This window comes from Bradyrhizobium sp. WSM4873 (genome assembly GCF_055811355.1).
On sequence record NZ_JBVVPS010000029.1, the window covers coordinates 20,180 to 43,952 of the forward strand.

The following is a 23,773-nucleotide window of genomic DNA, read 5'->3' on the forward strand; positions in this document are numbered from 1 at the left end:
CATGCCGGGCCTGCAAGAATGACCGCGCAACACGGGAACATTCGATATGGGTAAGGTGGTCTTTCTCTATCGCTCTCTGGCTTATCGTAACGCCGCTGCGGACATCCTCCGCAAGGCGCGGAAGCTGCCCCGCGGCGCGGAGCGAAGCGCGGCGTGCCGCTATGCCAAGGCGCTGCGCGATCTCGCCCAAACGGAAGCATGGCTCGAAGGACGGGTCGCGCGCGAACCGCAAACGACGCAGCGCAGGAAGAGTGCGGCCTCCGGCTAACCGGACGCGCGCTGCAATTCGGCAGAGCTGGCGGCTTCGAAGTTGCCGGGCGCGGTGGTCGCGGCAGTCTTGCGGACCAACGGTACCTCGAGCCGGCACAACAGACCCTCGGCCCGCCAATCGAATCGCGCCTGCCCGCCAAGCTGGGACTCGACGCTCGCAAGCAGGCTCCGCGTACCAAAGCCGCGGGATTTCGGCGTCATGACAAGCGGGCCGCCGGATTCCTCCCAGGTCAGCGTGAGCAGCTCGTCCGCGACCTGCCAGCCGATCGCGAGCCGTCCCGTCCGCGTCGAGAGCGCGCCATACTTCGCCGAGTTGGTGAAAAGCTCATGCAGCGCCAGCGCCAGCGTCTGGGCGGTTGCCGGCAGCAACTGAACTTCGGACCCCGCCAATTTGATCTGGCCCCCGAGGGAATAGGGCGCAAGCTCCTCGTCGATCAGCTTCGAGAGTTCGGCGCCCTGCCAGCTCGATAGCGACAGGATCGTATGCACGCGCGCCAGTGCATTGATGCGTCCTTCGACGGCGCTGACATAGGCTTTGACCTCGTCGGCGCGGGTGAGGCGCACGATCGATTGCGCCAGCGCCAGCGCATTCTTGGCGCGATGATCGACTTCCCGCGCCAGGAGAGTCTGCCGTTCCTCGGCGCGCTTGCGTTCGGTGATGTCCACCGTCACGCCGCTGACGCGCATGACCCGACCGCTATCGTCAACCGTGGCGGCGGCCGTGCCGACACACCAGCGCACATCGCCGTCGGGCCGCACGATGCGGAACTCCGTTTCATAGGAGCGTGTGCCCTTGTTGAATTCGGCAATCGCCTTGCGCAATTGATCGACGTCATCCGGATGCAACAGCGCCTGAACGTTGGCCGGATTCACCTCGAAGCTCTCCGGGCCAACACCAAAGATGCGGTATTGTCCCTCGTCCCACATCCAGTCGCCGGTGATCCAGTCCCAATCCCAGGAGCCCATCTTGCCGGCGGCGATTGCCATGCTGCGCCGCTCTTCGCTCTCGCGCAGCTTTGCAGTGGAATTCTCCAGCTCGGCGGTTCGTGCGCGCACGCGGTCCTCGAGATCCTGGTTCAGTCGTTCGAGTTCGCGCGTCTTGCGATAGAGCTCTGCAAACACCTTGACCTTGGCGCGCAGCACCTCCGGCACGACCGGCACGGGGACGTAGTCGACGGCGCCCATCTCGTAGCCGCGCAGGCGGTCGATGTCGCTGACTTGAATGGCCGAGATGAAGATCATCGCGGTCTTCTGGAAGCGCGGGTGCTCGCGGATCATCGCGGCGAGCTCGAAGCCGTCGAGCTCGGGCATGCAGACGTCGACCAGGATCACCGCGATCTCGGTCTTGAGCAGCACCTCCAGGGCCTCGCGACCGGACGAGGCGATCACGAGATTCTGGCCGAGATCCTTCAGGATCACCTCATAGGCGAGCAGCTTGGCCGGCTGGTCGTCGACGAGGAGGATGTTGACCTTTTCGTGGTCCATACGGGCATCCAACTCAGCGGTGCAGCCACATGCGGATTGCAAGCAGCAATTGATCGGTGTTGACGGGTTTGGCGAGATAGTCGGACGCGCCGGCCTCGAGGCATTTCTCGCGGTCGCCCTTCATGGCCTTGGCCGTCAACGCGATGATCGGGAGACGGGCGAAGGTCGGATTTTCACGAATGACGCCGATCGTCTGATACCCATCCATCTGCGGCATCATGATGTCCATCAGCACGATGGCGATCTCCGGGTTGGATTCGACCAAGGTCACCGCCTCGTTGCCGGTCGTGGCCGTCAGCACCTTCATGCCGCGCCGCTCCAGCACGCTTGACAGTGCGAAGATGTTGCGGGCGTCGTCGTCGACGAGCAGTGCGGTCTTGCCGATCAGGTCCTCGTCGGAACTGTTCAGCTTCTCGAGCATGCGCTGCTTCTCGACCGGCAGTTCCGTGATCACGCGGTGCAGGAACAGCGCGGTCTCGTCAAGCAGGCGCTCCGGCGATTCCACGCCCTTGACCACGATGCTCCGCGCCATGGTGTGGAGTTCCGCATCTTCCTCGGCCGACAGCTCGCGGCCGGTGAAGACGACGACCGGAACGTTCGAGAGCGCCTCGTCGCTGCGGATCTGGTCCAGCACCTCGAAGCCGGTCATATCGGGCAGGCGCAGGTCGAGCACGACGCAATCACAGGGGTTCTCACGCAGCATCGAGAGCGCGTCGGCACCGGTTCCGGTCGTCACGATCTCGATGTCGTCGTGGTGCAGGAGCTCACGGATCGAGAGCTGCTCGGCCTCGTTGTCCTCGACGATCAGCAGCCGCTTGCGCCGCGGCCGCGCATATTCCTTGATCTGCGTCAGCGCGGCCGAGACACCCTCGGTCGTCGTCGGCTTGTTGACGAAGGAGAAGGCGCCGCGCGCCAGCGCATGCTGGCGGTCCTCGTCGAGCGTGATGATCTGCACGGGGATGTGGCGGGTCAGCGGATTGTGCTTGAGCTGGCTCAGCACGGTCCAGCCAAGCATATCCGGCAGGAACACGTCGAGCGAGACGGCTCTCGGCTGGTACTGCTTTGCAAGCTCCAGCGCCTCTGCGCCGCGGGCGGCGACCAGCACCTTGAATCCCTTGTCGCGCGCGAGGTCGACCAGCACGCGCGCATAGTGCGGGTCGTCCTCGACGATCAGAAGGATGCTGTCGCCGGGTTCGAGGTTGAGCCGGTCGTCGGGAAGCTGCTCGATCACGCGCTGCGGTTCGGCTGTCGCGGGCTGCAGCGCCGGCGGCTGGCTCTGTTGGGGCGTGGCGCGGGGCGCGAGCGTCGGGCCGGAATATTTCAGCGGCAGGTAAAGCGTGAAGCACGAGCCCTTGCCCGGCAAGCTGCGCAGGTGGATCTCGCCGCCGAGCAGGCTTGCGAGCTCGCGGCTGATCGCAAGGCCGAGGCCGGTGCCGCCATATTTGCGGCTGGTGCCGGCATCGGCTTGCTGGAAGGCCTCGAAGATCAGTTTCTGCTTCTCCAGGGGAATGCCGATGCCGGTGTCGGACACTTCGAATGCGATCACCGCTGGCGCCGAGTTCAGCACGGGATGATCCGTGCCCCAGCCGCCGACCGCGGCGGCGACCTTCAGGCGCACCTCGCCTTCGGCGGTGAACTTGAAGGCGTTGGAGAGCAGGTTCTTCAAAACCTGCTGCAGGCGCTTGGAATCGGTGACGAGGCTACGCGCGAGATTCGGATCGACGTCGATCTTGAACGACAAATTGCGGTTCTCCGCCTCGTGACGGAACGGCCGCCCGACCGTCTCGAGCAGGTTCGCGGTCAGGATTTCCTCGGCGTCGACCGTCACCGTGCCGGACTCGATCTTGGAGAGATCGAGAATGTCGCTGATGAGATTGAGCAGGTCGGTGCCGGCGCCATGGATGGTGCGGGCGAATTCGACCTGCTTGCCGGTAAGATTGCCGTCCGGATTGTCGGTGAGCTGCTGGCCGAGGATCAGGATGGAGTTCAGCGGCGTGCGCAGCTCGTGGCTCATATTGGCCAGGAATTCGGACTTGTACTTCGAGGTCAGCGCGAGCTCGGTCGCCTTTTCCTCCAGTGCGCGACGGGCCTGCTCGATCTCCTGGTTCTTGCGCTCGACTTCGACGTTGCGCTCGGCGAGCTGCTGCGCCTTCTGTTCGAGCTGGTCGTTGGTCTGCTGCAATTCGCGCTGCTGGGTCTGGAGCTCGCCGGCGAGCTGCTGCGACTGCTTGAGCAGGCCCTCGGTCTGCATCGTCGCCTCGATCGAGTTGAGCACGATGCCGATCGAGTCCGTGAGCTGCTCCAGGAAGGTCATCTGCGAGGTCGTGAACGAAGTAAGCGAGGCGAGCTCGATGACCGCCTTGACCTGGCCTTCGAACAGCACCGGCAGCACCACGAGGTTCTTCGGCGCGACGCGAAGCAGCGCCGAATTGATCGGCACCACGTCGGGCGGAATGTCCGCAATCACGCGCGGGCGCCGGTCGAGCGCGCATTGGCCGATCAGGCCGTCGCCGAATGGCAGCACGCGCGGATACGGATAGACGCCGTCGCCGGCATAGGAGGCAAGCAGCAGGAGCCGCGGATTGTCTTCGTTCTCGACCTGATAGATCACTCCGGTATGCGCGTTCACCAGCGGCGACAATTCGGTCAGCAGCAGGCGACCGACGGTGGTGAGGTCGCGCTGGCCCTGAAGCATGTTGGTGAATTTCGCCAGATTGGTCTTCAGCCAGTCCTGTTCGGTGTTCACATCCGTCGTGAGACGGAGGTTCGTGATCATCGTGTTGATGTTGTCTTTCAGCTCCGCGACCTCGCCACGGGCGTCGACCTGGATCGACCGCGTCAGGTCGCCCTTGGTCACGGCGGTCGCCACTTCCGCGATCGCGCGCACCTGCGAGGTGAGGTTGGCCGCCAGCAAATTGACGTTGCCGGTGAGATCCTTCCAGGTGCCCGCGGCGCCGGGCACGTCGGCCTGACCGCCGAGCCGGCCCTCGACGCCGACCTCGCGCGCCACCGACGTCACCTGGTCGGCGAAGGTCGCGAGCGTCTCGGTCATGTTGTTGATGGTGTCGGCGAGCGCCGCGACCTCGCCCTTTGATTTCACGGTGAGGTTCTGCTTCAGATCGCCGTTGGCGACCGCGGTCACCACCTTGACGATGCCGCGGACCTGCTCGGTCAGGTTCGCCGCCATGAAGTTGACGGTGTCGGTGAGATCCTTCCAGGTGCCGGCGACGCCGGGCACCTGGGCCTGGCCGCCGAGTTCGCCTTCGGTGCCGACCTCGCGGGCAACGCGCGTGACTTCGCCGGCGAACGCATTGAGCTGGTCCACCATGGTGTTGATGGTGTTCTTGAGCTCGAGGATTTCGCCCTTCACGTCGACGGTGATCTTACGCGACAAGTCGCCGCGCGCGACGGCGGTGGTGACTTCGGCGATGTTGCGGACCTGGGTGGTGAGGTTCGCGGCCAGCAAATTGACGTTGTCGGTGAGGTCCTTCCAGGTGCCGCCGACGCCGGGCACGACGGCCTGGCCGCCGAGCCGGCCCTCGGTGCCGACCTCGCGTGCGACGCGCGTCACTTCCGCGGCGAAGGAGCGGAGCTGCTCGACCATGGTGTTCAAGGTGTCCTTGAGCAGCAGAATTTCGCCGCGCACGTCCACCGTGATCTTCTTCGACAGGTCGCCGCCGGCGATCGCTGTCGCGACCTCGGCGATGTTGCGGACCTGCGCCGTCAGGTTCGAGGCCATGAAGTTGACGTTATCGGTGAGATCCTTCCAGGTGCCGGCAACGCCGGGCACCTCGGCCTGGCCGCCGAGCTTGCCTTCGGTGCCGACCTCGCGCGCGACGCGCGTGACCTCACCGGCGAAGCCGTTGAGCTGGTCCACCATGGTGTTGATGGTATTCTTCAGCTCCAAAATCTCGCCACGGACGTCGACAGTGATCTTGCGCGAGAGGTCGCCGCGCGCCACGGCCGTGGTCACTTCGGCGATGTTGCGGACCTGGGCGGTGAGGTTGCCCGCCATCGAGTTGACGCTGTCGGTGAGGTCCTTCCAGGTGCCGGCGACGCCGGGCACGTTGGCCTGGCCGCCGAGCCGACCTTCGGTGCCGACCTCGCGCGCGACGCGCGTCACCTCGCCCGCGAAGCGGTTGAGCTGGTCGACCATCGTGTTCAGCGTGTCCTTGAGCTGAAGGATCTCGCCGCGCACGTCTACGGTGATCTTGCGCGACAAGTCGCCGCCGGCGATCGCGGTCGCGACTTCGGCGATGTTGCGGACCTGCGCGGTGAGGTTGCCCGCCATCGAGTTGACGCTGTCGGTGAGGTCCTTCCAGGTGCCGGCGACGCCGGGCACTTCGGCCTGGCCGCCGAGCTTGCCTTCAGTGCCGACTTCGCGCGCAACGCGCGTGACTTCGCCGGCGAAGGCGTTGAGCTGGTCCACCATGGTGTTGAGCGTTTCCTTCAGCTGAAGGATTTCGCCTGACACGTTGACCGTGATCTTCTTCGACAAATCCCCCTTGGCCACCGCGGTCGCGACTTCGGCGATGTTGCGGACCTGGCCGGTCAGGTTCGAGGCCATCGAGTTGACGCTGTCGGTGAGATCCTTCCAGGTGCCGGCGACGCCGCGCACCTGGGCCTGGCCGCCGAGCTTGCCTTCGGTGCCGACCTCGCGCGCGACGCGCGTGACTTCGCCGGCAAAGGCGTTGAGCTGGTCCACCATGGTGTTGATGGTGTCTTTCAGCTCCAGGATTTCGCCGCGGACATCGACGGTGATCTTTTTCGACAAATCGCCGCCGGCGACCGCGGTCGTCACCTCGGCGATGTTACGGACCTGCGCGGTGAGGTTCGAGGCCATCGAGTTGACGCTCTCGGTCAAGTCCTTCCAGGTGCCGGCGACGCCGAGCACATTGGCCTGGCCGCCGAGCCGGCCCTCGGTGCCGACCTCGCGCGCGACGCGCGTGACTTCGCCGGCGAAGGCGTTGAGCTGGTCGACCATCGTGTTGAGCGTTTCCTTCAATTGAAGGATTTCGCCGGAGACGTTCACCGTGATCTTCTTGGAGAGGTCGCCGCTCGCGATGGCGGTGGCAACGTCGGCGATGTTGCGGACCTGCGCGGTGAGGTTCGACGCCATGAAGTTGACGTTGTCGGTGAGGTCCTTCCAGGTACCGGCGACGCCCGGCACCTGGGCCTGGCCGCCGAGCTTGCCTTCGGTGCCGACCTCGCGCGCGACGCGCGTCACTTCCGAGGCGAACGAGTTGAGCTGGTCCACCATGGTGTTGATGGTGTCCTTCAGCTCCAGGATCTCGCCACGCACGTCCACCGTGATCTTGCGCGACAGGTCGCCGCGCGCCACGGCGGTGGTGACGTTGGCGATGTTGCGCACCTGTGCGGTGAGGTTGCCGCACATCGCGTTGACGCTGTCGGTGAGATCCTTCCAGGTGCCGGCAACGCCGGGCACGATGGCCTGGCCGCCAAGTTTGCCGTCGGTGCCGACTTCGCGCGCGACGCGCGTCACTTCCGAGGCAAAGGAGCGGAGCTGGTCCACCATCGTGTTGATGGCTTCCTTGAGCTGAAGGATCTCGCCGCGGACGTCGACCGTGATCTTCTTCGAGAGGTCGCCGTTCGCAACCGCGATCGTCACCTCGGCGATGTTGCGAACCTGGTTGGTCAGGTTGTTCGCCATCGAGTTGACGCTCTCGGTCAGATCCTTCCAGACGCCGGTCACCTCAGGCACCTGGGCCTGGCCGCCGAGCTTGCCCTCGGTGCCGACCTCGCGCGCCACGCGCGTCACCTCGGAGGTGAACACGCCGAGCTGCTTGATCATGGTGTTGACGATGGTCGCCGACTGCAGGAATTCGCCGCGCAGGGGACGCCCATCGACGTCGAGCTTGACGGTCTGGAGCAGGTCGCCCTGCGCCACGGCCGCGACCGCGCGCGTCACCTCGCGCGTCGGCCACAGCAAATCGTCGATCAGCGTGTTGACGGAGCCTTCCATGTCGGCCCAGGAGCCGGAGGCCAGGCCGAACTTCACGCGCTGGCGCGTCTTGCCCTCGCGGCCCACGACCTGGCCGACCAGCTCGAGCTGCTGCGCCATGCGCTGATTGGCGGCGATGATGTCGTTGAAAGTATCGGCGAGCTTGCCGTCGATGCCGAGATAGTCGCCGCTCATGCGCACGGAGAAATCGCCGTTGCGCATGGCCTGCAGGGCGAGCAGCAATTCTGCCCGGGAATCGGGCTCCGACATGCCGTTGGTTTTTGGCTTTGGAACGCGACGACCGGAACGTGATGCAGATCCGGGATCGAGGTCGCTCATGATTTGTCCCCCGCAGGCGTCGGCCGATTCCCAGGCGAGACGCGGTTTATCAAAATAGAGCGTCAGCCAAATTCGAAATCAAGCGCCAACGTCACGGCGCCCGGAAGTGGAACCTGCTTTGCTCAGCCCGATTAACATAAGTGCGATCCCCCGGAATGGTTCCATCCGGTTCCAGTCTTTGCGGGCCGGCAGATCGGTTTGTCTTCAGCGACTTGGTCGTCTGCCTCCCGGAACGGAGCGCCGGGCGTGCCGTTAGCCCGCAGATGCAGGGAGAGCGCACATGAAAGCAGGATTTGCCGTCATCGGGACCGTGATGTTGTTGGCCGGATCGGCATTGGCGCAGAGCGGGGCCCCCAGCGGCCGCGGGGCCGTCACCGGCGATCCCGCTGCCAGCTCTGCCACCCCACGCGCGGACACACCAACCACGGGTACGTCCACCCGGTCTAATCCCAGCGGTAGCGGCACATCGAGTTCGGGCGGCAAGGATGACAATGGGGATGCCGGCCGCGACAAGATGCTGGAGGGCAACCGCAGCGCGCAGCCGGAGAGCCGGCAAAAGTAAGGGTGCTTGGCAGCCCTACTTGTCCGCCATGGTGCGCTCGGCGTCCTTGACCTGCGAGCGCAACATCGGGAGCTGCTCGCGCGCGAACGCTGCAAGCGCGGCATTGTCGGGGGCCTTGAGATAGCGTTCGAGCAAGTCGATGACAGATTCGTACTCGGGAATCTGCGCGGCATAAAAGCTTCTGACGAAAGTCGGTCCGTCCGAAGTTTCGGGCTCGACCAGGCTTGCGCTCGCCGGGGTCGTCTTGGCGACGCGCGGTTCGGTGCCGATCGCCTCCTGAATTGGCTTCAGGGCCTTGTCGCGCCGGGCCGCTTCTTCGGCGCGCAGGGCGGCGAGGTTCTTGACCTCGGCATTGCCCTTCAAATCGGTACTCTCCAGCAGACCTTGCTGGAAGCGGCTGAAAGTGTAGAGATCGCTGATGGTCTCGGTTGCGGTCGGCGTGCGGCCGGCCGGCCTACGCTCCCCGGCGCTGTCGGCAAGCGCTGCCGTGCTGATGAACGCCAAAACCATCGCGAGGAGAATCCGCATGGATATCCAATGGCGGACGGCAGTCGAAAGTTCCGCAGATGTTACGATCCGGTAAGGGCGGTTGCGACGCGATTGTTCCGTCCCCAATTCATGTCGATGAAACAGTCCGAGATCTTCAGGGATAACGCCGACAACTGCCTCCAGCTCGCCGAGCGCGCCGAAGGACAGCCGTCACACAATCGTTTTCTGCGCATGGCGAATGCGTGGACGGCACTCGCCGACGAGCAGGATTGGCTCGACGGCGAGGTGCCGCCAGTTCCAGCCCGCGTCCTTCAAAAGCAGGATGCGTAACGCTCTCGTTTCGTGGATCTGCGTGTGAGACTGCTCACGGACGGCAAGCAGGATCATTCGCAACAGTCGATCGCGTTGATTTCCTATTCCAGGAGGTTTTTGCAATGGCTCCACGTCTGGCTCTTCTTTCGCTCATCCTCGCCTTTGGCGTGTCGGTCGCGTTCGCCACCGTGACGACGGTGCGGCAGGTGCACCATGAAAATGCATCGGCCCCGGTGCACTCAGCGCACAGTTAGCAGTCTGATCTCGCGGATCGGAACCTTCGACGCTCCGGCGCGTAAGCGCTTCGAGACAGCAAAGAGGCGAGAGCTACCATGGCCCATTCCGACCAAGGCATCATCAGAGATCAACGCGGTGAACAGCAGCCGCGGGACAAGCAGCGTGCGCAGACCGTGCACAAGTCGGAGCCAACGGGCTCGCCCTCTCGTGAGGCCACGCGCGATCCCAAGCTGAATGACAACAGCAAGACGCCCGGCTCCGGCATGGCGCCGGATGATTCCGGCGACGCGCCGAGCGGCTAATTCATCAGGAACGAATTTGCACGCAAAGAGTCGAGGGATTGCTTCCGGTTGTCATGCCCCCGGTGATCCGGAAGCAATCTCCAAGGACGGCCCTGGCACCCGTGCCGGGGCCGTTTTCTTGAGCATCAGGCTGGACTAATCCTCGGCCTCGCTCTGCGGATGTGGTTGCGTATGGCCGTCCGGGCCGCGCCCGAAAACCCCGAACCTACTCGATTTGACATTAGGCCCTGCATCGACAGCGGCGGTGGCCAGTCCGAGCTTGAGGAGCTCGCGGACGGCCGCGGCTCGCGTCGGCATGCGATGTTTGAACCGGAAGTCGTCCACCGCGGCCAGTTCTTCCGGTGACAGCATGACCTGGAGCCGCTCGGCGCGAAGGTCGTTCATGACCAATCATCCAAAATTAGCAAGTTGAGTAGTTTACTCAACGAACTCATTCGGCCGCGGTTCCACAAGATGCGGCTACGGTGCCAAGTGAGTAAAAAAGAACAGCAATTTCAATATGTTATGTGGTGCAAATGTTCTTGGGCAGGTGTATGCTCCCGGCAAATGGGAGAGACATCATGACGAACGAAGTCAGATTGCCCCGCATACATCTCGAAGTGAGCGACGCACCCAAGCCGGTGCGCCCAAGCCACCAGAAGGTCATCGAGCAGGTCGAGCGCTGGGCCAACAGCCCGGGCCTTCAACCGCCGAGACTGCAGCCGGCAACGCATGCCAAAGCGGGCTAGCGCTTCGCAAGGGGAGAGCCCTTGGCCGATAGTGAATGCGCTGATCGGTGCGGTTTGCGGGAGACGATGCGCAGCTTGCGCCTGAGCCACCAGGCCAAGACCGAAACGAAGGCCCAGACTATCAACGCGGCAGCGAAAGCGCCCGGAACGCTTGCAGCCACGGTGAAATGAAAGACGGCGGCGAATGCCAGGAGACCGATGCTTCCCCAGGCGGCACCAGCTGCGTCGAGCCCGGCGGCCTCTTGCCCGCGGCGCGTGCCGCTGAGGCCGGCCTTCTCCTTGGTGCGGCGTTCATGGCTTTCGACCAGCGTGGCGCTCGCGCAGAAGATGGCGGGAAGCGCAAGAAAAAGTCCGCCGACGGACACACCGAAGCGCGCTCCCAGAACCCCCGTGAGCACGGTCGCCAGGCCACCGAGCAGGAAACGAATGCCGTATTCGTACCAGCGTGTCTGCTTGAGCGCGGAGAGCGACAGCTTGACCGGCATCAGGCCGCACCTCCGAAGCCGGCGAGCAGTCCGAAGGCGACCGCAAGCCAGACGATGACAGCGAGGACGGTCGCGGGCAGCGCGGACAGACGATATCTGATCAGCAGATGGCAGACCACGACGCTGTAGCAGCCGAGCGCGACCGCGCCATAGATCATCGTCCAGCTTTCGGCCGCGGCATATTGCGGGCCGTGCTGGACGACGGCGATGCCGAGCGTCGCCAGTGCGACCGACGGTGCTGCGCCGAGCAACCCCGCAAAGCTTTTGGGTTTGAGCATGTCGCCCAAGATCGCAAAAGCGGAGACGATGATGCCACCGGCGATGAAGCGCAGGACATATTCGGTCACGGCCGTTTCCGCCAATTGATCTGCTTGCGAAACGATTGTGTCAGTGTCCATGGCCGCAAGAGTCTCTCGACGACCGCGCCAAGCGCAAAGCCTGCGACCACGTCGCTTGCCCAGTGCGCGAGCACCGCGATCCGTGTCAGCGACAGCGCGATCGCGGCTGTGCGCAGCAATCGGCGCGGCGTCTTGGGCAGCAAGCCCGCCGCCGAGGCAAGGGCGCCCATATGGACCGCGTGACCGGAGGGGAAGGCGTCGCGCGCCCGTCCTGAGACGGGTACTCCATGCCCGTGCCCGCGTATGGTCAGCCGGTCTGGCCTGGTCTGATCGAACACGGATTTCAGGAGATGCGGCAGGACGGCCGTTGCCAGCGACACGGCCAAGATGTGATTTGCCACTGGCCGCTGTTGCGGCTGCCGAATGTGAGTGTAGAGCCACCCTATTGCGGCCAGCGCGAGCAGCACGTGCTCGTCGGCGGCCCAGGTCAATGTCTGCGCCGTGTGCTCGACGCCTGAATTGGTGTGATCAGCAATCGTATCCGCGATCGCGGTATCGATCCGGCTGGGTTTGACCTCTACCAATGCCATCTGTCTGCAAGCGTAATGTCCTTTGTGACAGTTTTGTAAAGCCCGGAGACAAAGAAGGTTCCTGGGCTCTGCCGCGTGACATCAGCCTGCAGCGCCGGCTATGGCTGTCCCGATCCACCAGCGGACCCATACACCTGACCGGTCGCATAGCTCGCGTCGGCCGCGGCAAGCTGCACGTAGATGGAGGCCAGTTCAGCGGGCTGGCCGGGACGGCCGAGCGGCGTCATGCCGCCGAATTTTTCGAGCTTCTCCATGGTGGCGCCGCCGGAGACCTGGAGCGGCGTCCAGATCGGTCCCGGTGCGACGCCGTTGACGCGGATACCCTTCGGGCCCAACTGCTTCGCCAGCGATTTGACGTAGTTCATCGTCGCTGCCTTGGTCTGCGCGTAGTCGTAGAGATCGGGCGAGGGATCGTAAGCCTGCTCCGACGTCGTGCCGATGATGCACGACCCGGGCTTCAAATGCGGAAGCGCCGCCCTGATGATCCAGAACGGCGCATAGATGTTGGTCTTCATGGTCGCATCGAAGTCTTCCGAGGAGACGTCGAGTATGGACGCACGTGTCTGCTGCCGCGCCGCGTTGCAGACGACGATGTCGAGTCCGCCGAGACCTTGGACGGCCTGCTCCACCAGCTGCTTGCAGAAAGCCTCATCCTTGAGGTCGCCGGGAATCGCGAGCCCGGTGCGCCCTTCCTTCTTGATCAGCGCGATGACGTCCTGCGCATCCGGCTCTTCGGCCGGGAGATAGTTGATGGCGACGTCGGCGCCTTCGCGTGCATAGGCTATCGCAGCGGCGCGGCCCATACCGGAATCGCCGCCGGTGATCAGCGCCTTGCGGCCCGCGAGTCGGCCAGAGCCCTTGTAGCTGCTCTCGCCGTGATCCGGTGGCGGCTCCATCTTGCCGGCAAGGCCAGGCCAGGGCTGCGACTGTTTTTTGAACGGCGGCTTTGGAAAACGACTGACGGGATCGACGAGTTTCTGCTCGGCCATGGATGTGTCTCCTTTCGCTGTCGAAGAGGCCAGCGAAGCAGCAGCGAGCGTTGCGCTCGCCGCTTGGACGACGTGCCGGCGGGATAATGAAGTCTTGTCTTGATGTGTCATGAGGCTCTCTCCGCGATCTCGCGATCTCAATGCGCGGAGACAGGCATCGTTGCAAAACGAGAGGACGCCGACTGCAGGCCGGCGTCCTCGGCAACCATTACTTGGACGATTGGCCGACGCTCGGCGCCTTGCCGAGCTCCTTGGCCATGTCGAGATGGTGCTTGAGCGCCGGCAGCGTCTTGCCGGCCCAATCCTTCAGGTCGGAATTGTCGCCGCCCTTGGCGTAACGCTCGAACAGCGAGACCGCGTCCTCATGGGCACTGACCTGGTACGAATTGTAATCCGAACTGAAGTCCTTCCCATTCGCACTCTTGAGCTTGTCGAGCTTGCTCTGGTGCGAACTGTCGAGCGCTGTCGGCAGGGTCGCCTTCACCTTGCCGCCGCTGACGAGGCCCTTGAGTTCGCTGCTGGTCTTGGTGTGGTCGGTCACCATCTGTTGCGCAAAAGTCTTCTCCTGCGCGTTGCCTTTCTGCTGGGCGAGCTTGCTCGACTCGATTTCGAACATGTCGCTGATGGCGGCTTCCTTGACGAAGTCGGCGGTGGCAGGCGCGACGCCGAGCGCCGAGTTGACGCCGGTTTTCTCGCCGAGCGACTGGGCGAGCGCGGGACCTGCGAGAAGCACGCAGGCAGCTGCGATAATCATTCGTTTCATGGTTCGATCCCTTCGAATGGGCGCGCGGCCTCTCGCCGCGCGCGACGTTGCGGCCACCAACACGCTGCAGAGGCCGGAGTTCCTAATGGCTAATCCGTCGGTCTCCGCCCGCTCCGTGGGTTGATCGGATCGGTCGGCTTGCGGCGAAGCCGTTCGGGCAGAAACGGCTCGGTCGGCGTCGCGGTGGCCTCGGCGCGCACGTCTGCATGGCGTTGTGCCCGCTCGTGCGGCGTCCGGTTGTCGTTGATCTGCCGCTTCACGTCGAGGCCATCGACGGGATCGTTGACGCCGTGCTGGATATCGCGGAAATCGCTCATGCTTCACCTCATTCACTTCCAGGCAGGATCTTTTCCAACACCTGCCGCGCCGCCCCCTTGATCACTCCGCTCTCGTTGGGATCGCCCTTCATCAGCGCAAGCGCGAAGTTCTTGGCCTGCTGCAAGGTGATATGCGGCGGCAGCGGCGGCACTTCGGGATCGGTCTTGACCTCCAGCACCACCGGCATCTGGCTCGTCAGCGCCTGCTCCCAGGCCGAGCCCAGCAGCTGCGGGCTGTCGACATAGATGCCGGAGAGGCCGATCAGTTCGGCAAAGCGCGAATAGGATACGTTTGGGATGCGCTGCGATGCCTCGAATTTCGGATCGCCGTTGATGATACGCTGCTCCCAAGTCACCTGGTTGAGATCTTCGTTGTTGAAGACGCAGACGATGAAGCGCGGATCCTTCCAGTCGCGCCAATACTTCGCGGCGGTGATCAGCTCGGCCATGTTGTTCATCTGCATCGCGCCGTCGCCGACGAGGGCAATCACCGGGCGATCGGAATGGGCGTATTTCGCGGCGAGCGCATAGGGCACTGCGGCACCCATTGAGGCGAGGCCGCCTGACAGCGAGGCCGTCATGCCGCGGCGCATCTTCAGGTCGCGCGCGAACCAGTTGGCGCAGGAGCCGGAATCGCTGGTGACGATGGCGCGGTCGGGCAGGCGCGGAGACAGCTCCCAGGCGACGAGCTGCGGATTGACCGGTGCCGCAGGCTGATGTGCCCGATCATCCAGCGTCTTCCACCATTTTGCGACGTCCTCCTGGATCCCCTGGCGCCACGTGCCGTCGCTCTTCGGTTTCAGTCGCGGCAGCAAGGCGCGCAGCGTCTCGGCGGCATCGCCGACGAGGCCGACCTCCATGGGAAAACGGATCGACATCATGCTGGCGTCGATGTCGATCTGCACGCCGCGCGCCGCGCCTTCCTTCGGCAGGAACTCGGAATACGGAAACCCGGAGCCGACCATCAGCAGCGTGTCGCATTCCATCATCATGTTATAGCTGGGTTCGGTGCCGAGCAGGCCGATCGAGCCGGTGACCCACGGCAGATCGTCGGGGAGAGCTGCCTTGCCGAGCAGCGCCTTGGCGCAGCCGGCGGACAAGCGGTCGGCGACCGCGATCACCTCCTCGGTGGCGTGGAGCGCGCCGGCGCCGATGAGCATCGCGACCTTCTTGCCGGAATTGAGCACCTCGGCGGCGCGGTCAAGGTCAGCGTCACGAGGCTTGATGCTTGGCGCGCTATAGCCGATGCCGGAGTGCAGGGTGCCGTGAGCGCGCGGCGGATCCTCGTAGGTCTCCTCCTGGATATCGTTGGGCAGGATGATCACCGTGGGCGTCCGCCGGGCCAGCGCGATCCGGATCGACCGATCGATCAGATGCCGGATTTGCGCTGGCGAGGAGGCCTGCATGACATACGCGCCAGCCACATCCTTGAACATCGAGACGAGGTCGAGTTCCTGCTGATAATGTCCGCCCAGCGCATTGCGTGCCTGCTGGCCGACGATCGCGAGCACGGGCTGGTGATCGAGCAGGGCATCGTAGAGCCCGGTGATCAGGTGCGAGGCGCCGGGACCCGAAGTTGCGATACACACCCCGAGCTGGCCGGAGAACTTTGCATAGGCGGTGGCCATGAAGGCGGCCATCTCCTCATGCCGCGTCTGGACGAAACCGATCTTGCCCTCAGCGCGCTGAAGGGCGCCGAATACGCCGTTGATGCCGTCGCCGGGATAGCCAAAGAGGTGGCGCACGCCCCATTGATGCAGACGTTGAACGATGAAGTCGGAGACGGTCTGGGACATCGAGGGCGCCCTTCGTGTTCCGGTATTTGGTTTCCGGGATTTGAAGTTGAGAGAACCGCCCGTTTCCGGCGATGTTCCTCAAGTCTGAAGGAACATGCCGGAACGATCGCGCACCTCTTCGGGTTGTCTCACACTGGCTGAGTGGAGAATTGAGATGTTGAATCAGGGTGAACTGGACCGAGACGAAATGGGTCGGTTGATCGGTAGCGACAAGGTCGAGGGAACATCGGTCTACGGCGCCGATCGCAACAAAATCGGCTCGATCGAACGCGTGATGATCGACAAGATCAGCGGCAAGGTATCCTACGCCGTGCTCGGCTTCGGCGGATTTCTGGGCCTCGGCAACGACCATTATCCGCTGCCGTGGCAGTCGCTGAAATACGACACGGAGCTCGGCGGCTATATCACCGGCATCACCACCAAGGAGCTGGAAGGCGCGCCGAAATACGGCGAACGGAGCGAGTGGAACTGGGGTGACGACGCCGCGGTTCGCGGCATCGATTCCTATTACGGCGTCCCCGCCGCTTAGACATTTCCGCTGAAAGGAAGCTCGACGCGAGCGCGGCACCCGGTGCGCCGCGCTCGCTTTTTAGGCAGGGCGTTCACGAACGCGATGGTGCTCGCAACGAGCGGAACCATGATCAGGAGTTGCAGTTGGGCTCGCGTCGCGTGAGCCGGCTTTGGCGGCTCTGCCGCCAGTTTGATCCCTGAGAAAGGTGTTCACCGTGGATGCTCAAACCCGGGAGCGTGATCCATCCGCGGAGCAGCCGCAGAGGGCGAAGGAAGCTCCGAAGACCTCTCCTGATCAGGTCCGCGAAGCCAAGGACTCGAAGCCGGCGAAGGCGCCGTCGCTGCGGGACCGGATTCGCGAGCATTGGTTGGTGGCAACCGTTGGCACCATTGTCTTGCTCGCGGCCCTGATCGGCGGATTGCTCTACTGGCTTCAGGTACGCCACTATGAATCCACCGACGATGCCTTTGTCGCGGCGCGCAGCTTTTCCGTGGCCTCCAAGGTCGGCGGCTACGTGACCGAGATCCCGGTCACGGACAACCAGCATGTCAAAGCCGGGGACCTTCTCGCCAAGATCGACGAGCGCGACTATCGCATCGCCATCGATCAGGCCAATGCTCAGGTCGCGGTCGCCAGGGCGAACATCGCCAACGTCGAGGCGCAGATCGTTTCGCAGCAGGAGCAGATCAAGCAGGCGGAGGCGCAGCTCGATCAGGCCCAGGCCCAGCTCAAGTTCTCGCAGGAAGAATTCGCGCGCGCCCAGGATCTCGCCGAGAAAGGCGCCGGCACCGTGCAGCGCCAGCAGCAGACTCGCTCCGATCTTCAGGCGCAGCAGGCCAATACCGAGCGCGCGAAGACCGCGGTGACGGCCGCGCAAGTCGGCATCAAGACGCTGCAGGCCCAGCTCGAAGGCGCCCGGGCGCAGCTCGAGCAGTCGCAGGCGCAGCTCGATCAGGCCAAGCTGAACCTGCAATATACCAGCGTGGTTGCCGCGCAGTCCGGCCGCGTCGTCAAGCTCAGCGGCGCCAAGGGCACTTTCGTCAACCCGGGCCAGAGCCTGATGATGTTCGTGCCTGACGAGGTCTGGATCGTTGCCAACTACAAGGAGACGCAGCTCAACGACATGCGGCCTGGCCAGCCCGTCGAGATCCGCATCGACGCCTATCCTGGGCGAAAGCTCACCGGCCATGTCGAATCCGTGCAGCCGGGCTCCGGCACTGCGTTCAGCCTGCTGCCGGCGGAGAACGCCACCGGAAATTACGTCAAGGTGGTGCAGCGCGTGCCGGTGAAGATCGTGGTCGACAGCTGGCCGGCGGATTTGCCCGTTGGCCCGGGCATGTCGGTCGTGCCCTGGACCAAGGTGCGATGACGGATACGGCGCAAGGCGGCGCGTCAGCGGGCGGCTGGTCGCCGGAGCGCTCGGCGGCTGGCGGTCATAATCCCTACCTCATCGCATTCGTCGTCTCGATCGCGACCTTCATGGAGGTGCTCGACACCACCATTGCCAATGTCGCCTTGCGCCACATCGCCGGTGGGCTTGCCGTCGGCATCGACGAGAGCACCTACGTCATCACCAGCTATCTCGTCGCCAACGCCATCGTGCTGTCGATCTCGGGGTGGCTGTCGACCGTGATCGGCCGCAAGCGCTTCTACATGATCTGCGTTGCGATCTTCACGTTCTCATCGCTTTTGTGCGGCTTCGCCTGGAATTTGCAGGCGCTGGTGCTGTTTCGCATCCTTCAGGGCCTTGGCGGCGGCGGCATGGCGACCAGCGAGCAGGCGATCCTTGCCGACTCCTTCCCGCCGCACAAACGCGGCCAGGCCTTCGCGATCTACGGCGTCGCCGTCGTGGTCGCACCCGTGATCGGACCGACGCTCGGCGGCTGGATCACCGACACCTACACCTGGCACTGGGTGTTCCTCATCAACGTTCCCATGGGATTGCTGTCGCTGTTCCTGGTCGGCACGCTGGTCAAGGAGCCGTCGGGTGCGGAGGAGGAGAGGGAGAAGCTGCTGAGCAAGGGCCTGCGGGTCGACTATGTCGGCTTCCTGCTGGTTGCGATCGGGCTTGGCTCGCTCGAATACGTGCTCGACGAGGGCCAGCGCAGCGACTGGTTCGGCTCGAACGTGATCGTGTTCTTCGCGGTCCTTTCGGCCGTGTCACTGCTTGCGCTGATCCCGTGGGAGCTGACGCGCGAGGATCCCATCGTCGATCTCCGCCTGCTGGGCCGCCGCCAGTTCGCCGCCTGCTTCCTGGTCATGCTTGCGACCGGCGCGGTGCTGATCTCGACGACGCAGCTCTTGCCGCAGTTGCTCCAGAGCGATTTGAACTACACCGCCATGCTGGCGGGTCTTGCGCTTTCACCTGGCGGAATCGCGACCCTGGTGCTGATGCCGGTGGTGGGCCGTCTCGTCAGCAGCGTGCAGCCGAAATACCTCATCATGCTTGGCGCTGCCATCGTCGCGTTCTCGATGTGGCATCTCACGGGCCTCACCGGCGATATCACCTACGGCTATGCCGCGATGTCGCGCATCTTCCTCGCGCTCGGTCTGCCTTTCCTGTTCCTGCCGGTCACGACCGCGTCCTATGACGGCGTGCCGCCGGACAAGACCAACCAGGCCTCGGCGCTGATCAACGTCGCCCGCAATATCGGCGGCTCCATGGGCGTTGCGCTGGCGCAGACAATCCTGGCGCAGCGCCAGCAATTCCACCAGAGCCGCCTGATCGAGCACGCCGCGCCATCGGATCTCGGCTACCAGCAGACCGTCGAGACGATGACCCGCTTCTTCCAGGCTCAGGGCTCGAACGCAAGCGATGCGGCCGCGCAGGCGGTCGCCTGGGTCGGCCGCACCTTGCAGCAGCAGGTGGATTTGCTTGCCTATATCGACGTGTTCTGGACGCTCGCGATCATCGCGGTGCTGATGATCCCGACCGCCGCGGTGCTGCGCCCGATCAAGCTGGGCGCTCCCGCGCGGGGGCATTGAGCCAACGGCCGTTCGGAGAGAAAGGGTGACCGCGGCGCAAAAGTCCGGCTAGACTGGTCCGAACGTCAAGCAAAAGCCCGGGAGGCAATTTAAGTGAAGACCGCGATCACCGAACTGTTCGGCATCGAGCACCCCATCATTCAGGGCGGCATGCATTTCGTCGGCTTTGCCGAGTTGGCGGCTGCCGTCTCCAATGCCGGCGGGCTCGGCATCATCACCGGTCTCACGCAGAAGACGCCGGAGCTGCTGGCAAAAGAGATTGCGCGCTGCCGCGATATGACCGACAAGCCGTTCGGCGTGAACCTCACCTTCCTGCCGACCTTCGCCGCGCCGCCTTATCCGGAATACATCGCGGCCATCGTCGAAGGCGGCGTCAAGTCCGTGGAGACCGCGGGCCGCAGCCCGGAAGCCTACATGCCCGCGCTGAAGGCTGCCGGGATCAAGGTCATCCACAAATGCACTTCGGTGCGCCACTCGCTGAAGGCCGAGCGCATCGGATGCGACGCCGTCAGCGTCGACGGTTTCGAATGCGGCGGCCATCCCGGCGAGGACGACATTCCGAACATGATCCTGCTGCCGCGCGCGGCGGAGGAATTGAAGATTCCGTTCGTCGCGTCCGGCGGCATGGCCGATGGCCGCAGCCTCGTCGCTGCGCTGTCGCTGGGGGCGGCCGGCATGAACATGGGCACGCGCTTCATCGCGACCAAGGAGGCCCCGGTGCATCAGAACGTCAAGAACGCGCTGGTCGCCGCGACCGAGCTCGACACCCGCCTCATCATGCGGAGCCTGCGCAACACCGAGCGCGTGCTGAAGAACGCCAATGTCGACCGCCTGCTCGAGATCGAACGCGAGAAGGGCGACAGGCTGAAGATCGACGATATCCACGACCAGGTCGCGGGCGTCTATCCCAGGATCATGCTGGACGGGCAGATGGATGCGGGCGCGTGGAGCTGCGGCATGGTCGCAGGCCTCATCCACGACATCCCCAGCTGCAAGGAACTCGTCGATCGCATCATGGCGGAGGCGGAAACCATCATTCGCAACCGTCTGATGGGGTTTCTTGAAGGGACGGGTGCACCGCGAAAGGTCGCCTGACACCGCCAAACTTCTTAACCACGGCGCCAGTTGGCCGCTGGAATTGCGCGCGACGCCTCCTAAATAGAGGTAAATTACCTCTTAACAATCAATTTCAGGAGGCGTCCGTGTTTCTGAAGAGCGCTCCTTTTGCAATTGCCGTTGCCCTCGTGCTCGCATGGGGCGGCGTCGCGCGCGCTGACGACTACAAGCCCGACGAATATTTCGGCCTCGATCTTTCGAAGGCGGTGTTGTCGCCGAAGCGGCTCGGGCCCGAAACCCAATTCGCGCCGGTCGCGCTGGAGGCGCGCGGCGGCAACGAGGCGCAGGCGCGCGCCGAGCCGGTCGATGTGCCGAAGAAGGTCGCCGCCGAACGCGTGCGCGTGTCGGAGCCGAAGGTCGCGCGCGCGAAGCCCGCGCAGCCGCGCGGCGCGGCGCGCACCAAGCTCGCGCATCGCCGCGGCAATCCGCTCGACGCGCAGGCGATGGACACCCGCATCCAGACCTGGCCGTGCCGCAGCGGCGGCATCTGCAACTGGAAGCATTAGGTTCAGCTCCGAGCCGTCATCCGCACGTCGTAAAACCGTAGGCCCGCGGTCAAAAAACCGTAAGCCGGGGGTCAAACGACGCAGGCACCTTCCGTCGCTAGTCGACGAAGGTTTCCTGAATGGTAGCGCTCCGCGCCTCGCGCGCCTGGACCCGGCGGCAATTCCTGGCCCGTTCCACCTCCAGCCTCGCCGTTGCTGCGCTCGCAACGCCACATCTCAGCCGCGCCGCGGATCGTCCGCAGATCGCAGGCGGCATCCAGTCCGGCGACGTCTCGGATGGCTCCGCCGTGATCTGGGCGCGCGCCGACCGGCCGGCGCGGATGCAGGTGGACTATTCGACCGTGGAAAGCTTCAAGACCGTCATCGCGTCGGCTTCGCGCGATGCGTCGCCCGATGCCGACTTCACCTCGAAACGGCTGCTGGACGATCTGCCGCCCGGGCAGGACATCTTCTATCGTGTGCGCTTCGACGACATCGCGACCGGCATCGCCGGCGAGAGCCGCATCGGCCGCTTCCGCACTGCGCCGGCTGCCGGCCGGTCGCTCTCGTTTCTGTGGTCCGGCGATACCGCGGGGCAGGGCTGGGGCATCGACACATCCCGCGGCGGCTACCGCAGCTATCGCACCATGCTCGACAATCGCCCGGACTTCTTCATCCACTCCGGCGATCACATCTACGCCGACTGCACGATCCCCTCCGAACAGAAGCTGCCGAACGGCGAGATCTGGCGCAACATCGTGACCGAGGAGAAATCCGAGGTCGCGCACACGCTGGCGCAGTTCCGCGGCAATTACAAATACAACCATCTCGACGAGCACTTCCGCGCCTTCCACGCCGAGGTGCCGATGTTCGCGCAATGGGACGACCACGAGGTCACCAACGACTGGTCGCCGACCGGCAGCTATGACGCCGCCGGCCATGAGGATGACGGCACTCCGCGCCTGGTCGCGCGCGCCCGCCGCGCCTTCTTCGACTTCATGCCGATCCGCGACATCGGAGCGCGTAAGGGGCGGATCTATCGCAAGATCGCCTATGGTCCTTTGCTCGACGTGTTCATGATCGACATGCGCAGCTATCGCGACGGTAGCTGGAACAAGGGCGACGATCACCGCGGTTGGATTCTGGGCGCCGAACAGCTCGCCTGGCTGAAGCGTGAGCTCGCGGCCTCGCGCGCGACCTGGAAGGTGATCGCGGCCGACCTGCCGATCGGGCTGGTCAGTCTCGATGCGGTCGCACTGGGGAATGGGCCGCCCGACCGGCGTGAGAACGAGATCGCCGATCTTCTCGCGTCCATCAAGCGCGTCGGAATTCGCAACATCGTCTGGCTCACCGCCGACATGCACTACACCGCCGCGCATTATTACGATCCGAACAGGGCGCAATTCCAGGAGTTCGAACCTTTCTGGGAGTTCGTCTCGGGGCCCTTGCATGCCGGCACCTGGGGCCCGGGCGAGCTCGACAACACCTTTGGTCCGGTCGCGATGTACCAGAACGGATGCAGCGAAGCGCAGGGCGAGAATTTAGCCCCCTGTTTCGGATTGCAGTTCTTCGGCAAGGTCGACATCGACGGGCGGACCGGCGTCATGACCGTGACGCTGAAGGACGTCGACAACCGGGACCTCTGGTCGGTCGACATCGTGCCGCAGCCGCAGGCGCGTCCAGCCGTGGTGGCGCAGCATTCCTGAGGGACGCTAACCCGATCTTGATTGGCCGCATTGCGCCTGCCGCGCTATGATGTCCGTTCCCGCCACCTCTTTTCCATCCCCGAAGGGTCTGCTCACGCAGCATCGCTGCTGGCCTCCGGCGGGCTGAACGATCTCAGGAGCCTTTTCATGGATCATCTCAAGACACAGGGCATCAGCATGCCCAAGCTCGGCCTCGGGACCTTCCGCATGCAGGGCGATGCCTGCCGCGCGGCGGTCGAGAGCGCGCTGTCGATCGGCTATCGCCATATCGATACCGCCGAGATGTACGGCAACGAAGAGCCGATCGGCGCGGCGCTCGCCGCGGCCCGGCTGCCGCGGGGCGAGCTGCACGTCACGACGAAAGTCTGGCACGAGAACCTCAGCCCCGACGCCATCCGCCGCGCCTTCGACACCAGCCTGACCAAGCTCGGGCTCGACCATGTCGACCTCTATCTCGTGCACTGGCCGTCGAAAGCCGCGAACTGGGGCGCGGTGTTCGAGACGTTGATGCAGCTGAAGGAGGAAGGGCGCACGCGGGCGATCGGCGTCGCCAACTTCACCACGGCGCTGCTCAAGATCGCGGTCGAGGACATCAAGGCGCCGATCGCCTGCAATCAGATCGAATATCACGCCATGCTCGATCAATCGAAGGTGCTGGCTTATCTCAACGCCAAATCGATCCCGCTGGTCGCCTATTGCCCGTTGGCACAGGGGCGCGTTGCCTCCGATCCGGTACTGGCCGAGATCGGCGCCAGGCACAATGCAACCGCCGCCCAGGTCGCGCTGAAATGGCTGCTCGACCAAAACGGTGTCGCCGCGATACCGAAGGCCTCGCGCCGAGAGAGTCAGCAGGCCAATCTCGACGCGCTGAAGATCACGCTCGACGACGCCGACCGCAACAAAATCGCCGCGCTGCCGAAGGACAGGCGCTGCGTCAATCCCGGCTTTGCGCCGGCGTGGGACTGACCTCGCCGAACGTTTCGTACACGCAAAGAGATGGCCCCGT

Annotated in this window: 23 protein-coding genes; 12 read left to right on the forward strand and 11 right to left on the reverse strand. The window is 64.3% G+C overall.

The genetic code is table 11. The features are described 5' to 3' along the window. Nucleotides 1-46: 46 nt before the first annotated feature. On the forward strand, nt 47-268 hold the full coding sequence (locus AC0L21_RS29455) for a hypothetical protein (RefSeq protein WP_018456200.1): 222 nt from the start codon (nt 47-49) through the stop codon (nt 266-268). On the opposite strand, the gene AC0L21_RS29460 is transcribed toward AC0L21_RS29455, so the two are convergent. Continuing rightward, the gene (locus tag AC0L21_RS29460; RefSeq protein ID WP_473265146.1) at nt 265-1,755 is read right to left on the reverse strand and encodes an HWE histidine kinase domain-containing protein; all 1,491 of its coding nucleotides are present in this window, start codon (nt 1,753-1,755) and stop codon (nt 265-267) included. The two genes, AC0L21_RS29455 and AC0L21_RS29460, sit on opposite strands and share 4 nt — an antisense overlap. Nucleotides 1,756-1,768: 13 nt before the next feature. Beyond that, on the reverse strand, nt 1,769-8,056 hold the full coding sequence (locus tag AC0L21_RS29465; RefSeq protein ID WP_473265147.1) for a HAMP domain-containing protein: 6,288 nt from the start codon (nt 8,054-8,056) through the stop codon (nt 1,769-1,771). Between the two features lie 280 nt (nt 8,057-8,336). Between AC0L21_RS29465 and AC0L21_RS29470 the strand changes: the two genes are divergently transcribed. Further along, nucleotides 8,337-8,618 carry a hypothetical protein gene (locus AC0L21_RS29470; protein WP_473265148.1) on the forward strand — a complete coding sequence of 94 codons (282 nt, stop codon included), beginning with the start codon at nt 8,337-8,339 and terminating at the stop codon, nt 8,616-8,618. Between the two features lie 15 nt (nt 8,619-8,633). Here AC0L21_RS29470 and AC0L21_RS29475 read toward each other — a convergent pair whose 3' ends face one another. Then, nucleotides 8,634-9,146: a DUF4142 domain-containing protein gene (locus AC0L21_RS29475; RefSeq protein ID WP_473265149.1), complete on the reverse strand. Its 513-nt coding sequence runs from the start codon at nt 9,144-9,146 to the stop codon at nt 8,634-8,636. A 96-nt stretch (nt 9,147-9,242) separates the two neighbouring features. On the opposite strand from AC0L21_RS29475, the gene AC0L21_RS29480 reads away from it, so the two are divergent. Both AC0L21_RS29480 and AC0L21_RS29485 read left to right on the forward strand, forming a co-directional pair. After that, on the forward strand, nt 9,243-9,437 hold the full coding sequence (locus tag AC0L21_RS29480; protein WP_473265206.1) for a hypothetical protein: 195 nt from the start codon (nt 9,243-9,245) through the stop codon (nt 9,435-9,437). A gap of 314 nt (nt 9,438-9,751) precedes the next feature. Further along, nucleotides 9,752-9,958 carry a hypothetical protein gene (locus tag AC0L21_RS29485; protein ID WP_027516516.1) on the forward strand — a complete coding sequence of 69 codons (207 nt, stop codon included), beginning with the start codon at nt 9,752-9,754 and terminating at the stop codon, nt 9,956-9,958. Between the two features lie 135 nt (nt 9,959-10,093). Here AC0L21_RS29485 and AC0L21_RS29490 read toward each other — a convergent pair whose 3' ends face one another. Beyond that, nucleotides 10,094-10,342 carry a hypothetical protein gene (locus AC0L21_RS29490; RefSeq protein WP_473265150.1) on the reverse strand — a complete coding sequence of 83 codons (249 nt, stop codon included), beginning with the start codon at nt 10,340-10,342 and terminating at the stop codon, nt 10,094-10,096. A 176-nt stretch (nt 10,343-10,518) separates the two neighbouring features. Here AC0L21_RS29490 and AC0L21_RS29495 point away from each other — a divergent pair, with 176 nt between their 5' ends. Further along, nucleotides 10,519-10,686: a hypothetical protein gene (locus AC0L21_RS29495; RefSeq protein ID WP_007607312.1), complete on the forward strand. Its 168-nt coding sequence runs from the start codon at nt 10,519-10,521 to the stop codon at nt 10,684-10,686. Here AC0L21_RS29495 and AC0L21_RS29500 read toward each other — a convergent pair. From AC0L21_RS29500 to AC0L21_RS29530, 7 genes are all read right to left on the reverse strand, one after another. Further along, complete coding sequence (locus tag AC0L21_RS29500) at nt 10,683-11,171, reverse strand: hypothetical protein (RefSeq protein WP_007607313.1); 489 nt, start codon at nt 11,169-11,171, stop codon at nt 10,683-10,685. The genes AC0L21_RS29495 and AC0L21_RS29500 overlap by 4 nt on opposite strands. Then, nucleotides 11,171-11,518 carry a DUF3147 family protein gene (locus AC0L21_RS29505; protein ID WP_473265151.1) on the reverse strand — a complete coding sequence of 116 codons (348 nt, stop codon included), beginning with the start codon at nt 11,516-11,518 and terminating at the stop codon, nt 11,171-11,173. Before AC0L21_RS29505 ends, AC0L21_RS29500 begins: the two co-directional genes overlap by 1 nt. Beyond that, the gene (locus tag AC0L21_RS29510; RefSeq protein WP_473265152.1) at nt 11,515-12,099 is read right to left on the reverse strand and encodes a phosphatase PAP2 family protein; all 585 of its coding nucleotides are present in this window, start codon (nt 12,097-12,099) and stop codon (nt 11,515-11,517) included. The genes AC0L21_RS29505 and AC0L21_RS29510 overlap by 4 nt, the downstream gene beginning before the upstream one ends. Nucleotides 12,100-12,197: 98 nt before the next feature. Further along, nucleotides 12,198-13,088 (reverse strand): SDR family oxidoreductase, encoded by an 891-nt coding sequence (locus AC0L21_RS29515; protein ID WP_473265153.1) that lies wholly within the window; start codon nt 13,086-13,088, stop codon nt 12,198-12,200. A gap of 208 nt (nt 13,089-13,296) precedes the next feature. Beyond that, nucleotides 13,297-13,851, reverse strand: a complete 555-nt coding sequence (locus AC0L21_RS29520; protein ID WP_473265154.1) for a DUF4142 domain-containing protein — start codon at nt 13,849-13,851, stop codon at nt 13,297-13,299. An 89-nt stretch (nt 13,852-13,940) separates the two neighbouring features. After that, nucleotides 13,941-14,168 (reverse strand): hypothetical protein, encoded by a 228-nt coding sequence (locus AC0L21_RS29525; protein ID WP_007594757.1) that lies wholly within the window; start codon nt 14,166-14,168, stop codon nt 13,941-13,943. A gap of 8 nt (nt 14,169-14,176) precedes the next feature. Then, nucleotides 14,177-15,964, reverse strand: coding sequence for a thiamine pyrophosphate-requiring protein (locus AC0L21_RS29530; RefSeq protein WP_473265155.1), 1,788 nt, complete (start codon nt 15,962-15,964; stop codon nt 14,177-14,179). A gap of 154 nt (nt 15,965-16,118) precedes the next feature. Between AC0L21_RS29530 and AC0L21_RS29535 the strand changes: the two genes are divergently transcribed. The 7 genes from AC0L21_RS29535 to AC0L21_RS29565 all read left to right on the forward strand — a co-directional run bounded on the left by AC0L21_RS29535 (nt 16,119) and on the right by AC0L21_RS29565 (nt 23,733). Then, complete coding sequence (locus AC0L21_RS29535) at nt 16,119-16,493, forward strand: PRC-barrel domain-containing protein (RefSeq protein ID WP_007607335.1); 375 nt, start codon at nt 16,119-16,121, stop codon at nt 16,491-16,493. A gap of 196 nt (nt 16,494-16,689) precedes the next feature. Continuing rightward, nucleotides 16,690-17,844, forward strand: coding sequence for an HlyD family secretion protein (locus AC0L21_RS29540; protein ID WP_473265156.1), 1,155 nt, complete (start codon nt 16,690-16,692; stop codon nt 17,842-17,844). Continuing rightward, nucleotides 17,841-19,460, forward strand: coding sequence for a DHA2 family efflux MFS transporter permease subunit (locus AC0L21_RS29545; RefSeq protein ID WP_473265157.1), 1,620 nt, complete (start codon nt 17,841-17,843; stop codon nt 19,458-19,460). Before AC0L21_RS29540 ends, AC0L21_RS29545 begins: the two co-directional genes overlap by 4 nt. A 93-nt stretch (nt 19,461-19,553) precedes the next feature. Next, a complete protein-coding gene (locus AC0L21_RS29550; protein ID WP_473265158.1) occupies nt 19,554-20,555 on the forward strand; it encodes an NAD(P)H-dependent flavin oxidoreductase in 1,002 nt (333 codons plus the stop codon). Between the two features lie 107 nt (nt 20,556-20,662). Then, nucleotides 20,663-21,082 carry a hypothetical protein gene (locus AC0L21_RS29555; RefSeq protein ID WP_473265159.1) on the forward strand — a complete coding sequence of 140 codons (420 nt, stop codon included), beginning with the start codon at nt 20,663-20,665 and terminating at the stop codon, nt 21,080-21,082. Between the two features lie 119 nt (nt 21,083-21,201). Beyond that, nucleotides 21,202-22,767, forward strand: a complete 1,566-nt coding sequence (locus AC0L21_RS29560; protein ID WP_473265160.1) for an alkaline phosphatase D family protein — start codon at nt 21,202-21,204, stop codon at nt 22,765-22,767. A gap of 147 nt (nt 22,768-22,914) precedes the next feature. Then, nucleotides 22,915-23,733, forward strand: a complete 819-nt coding sequence (locus AC0L21_RS29565) for an aldo/keto reductase (RefSeq protein WP_473265161.1) — start codon at nt 22,915-22,917, stop codon at nt 23,731-23,733. Nucleotides 23,734-23,773 lie beyond the last annotated feature (40 nt).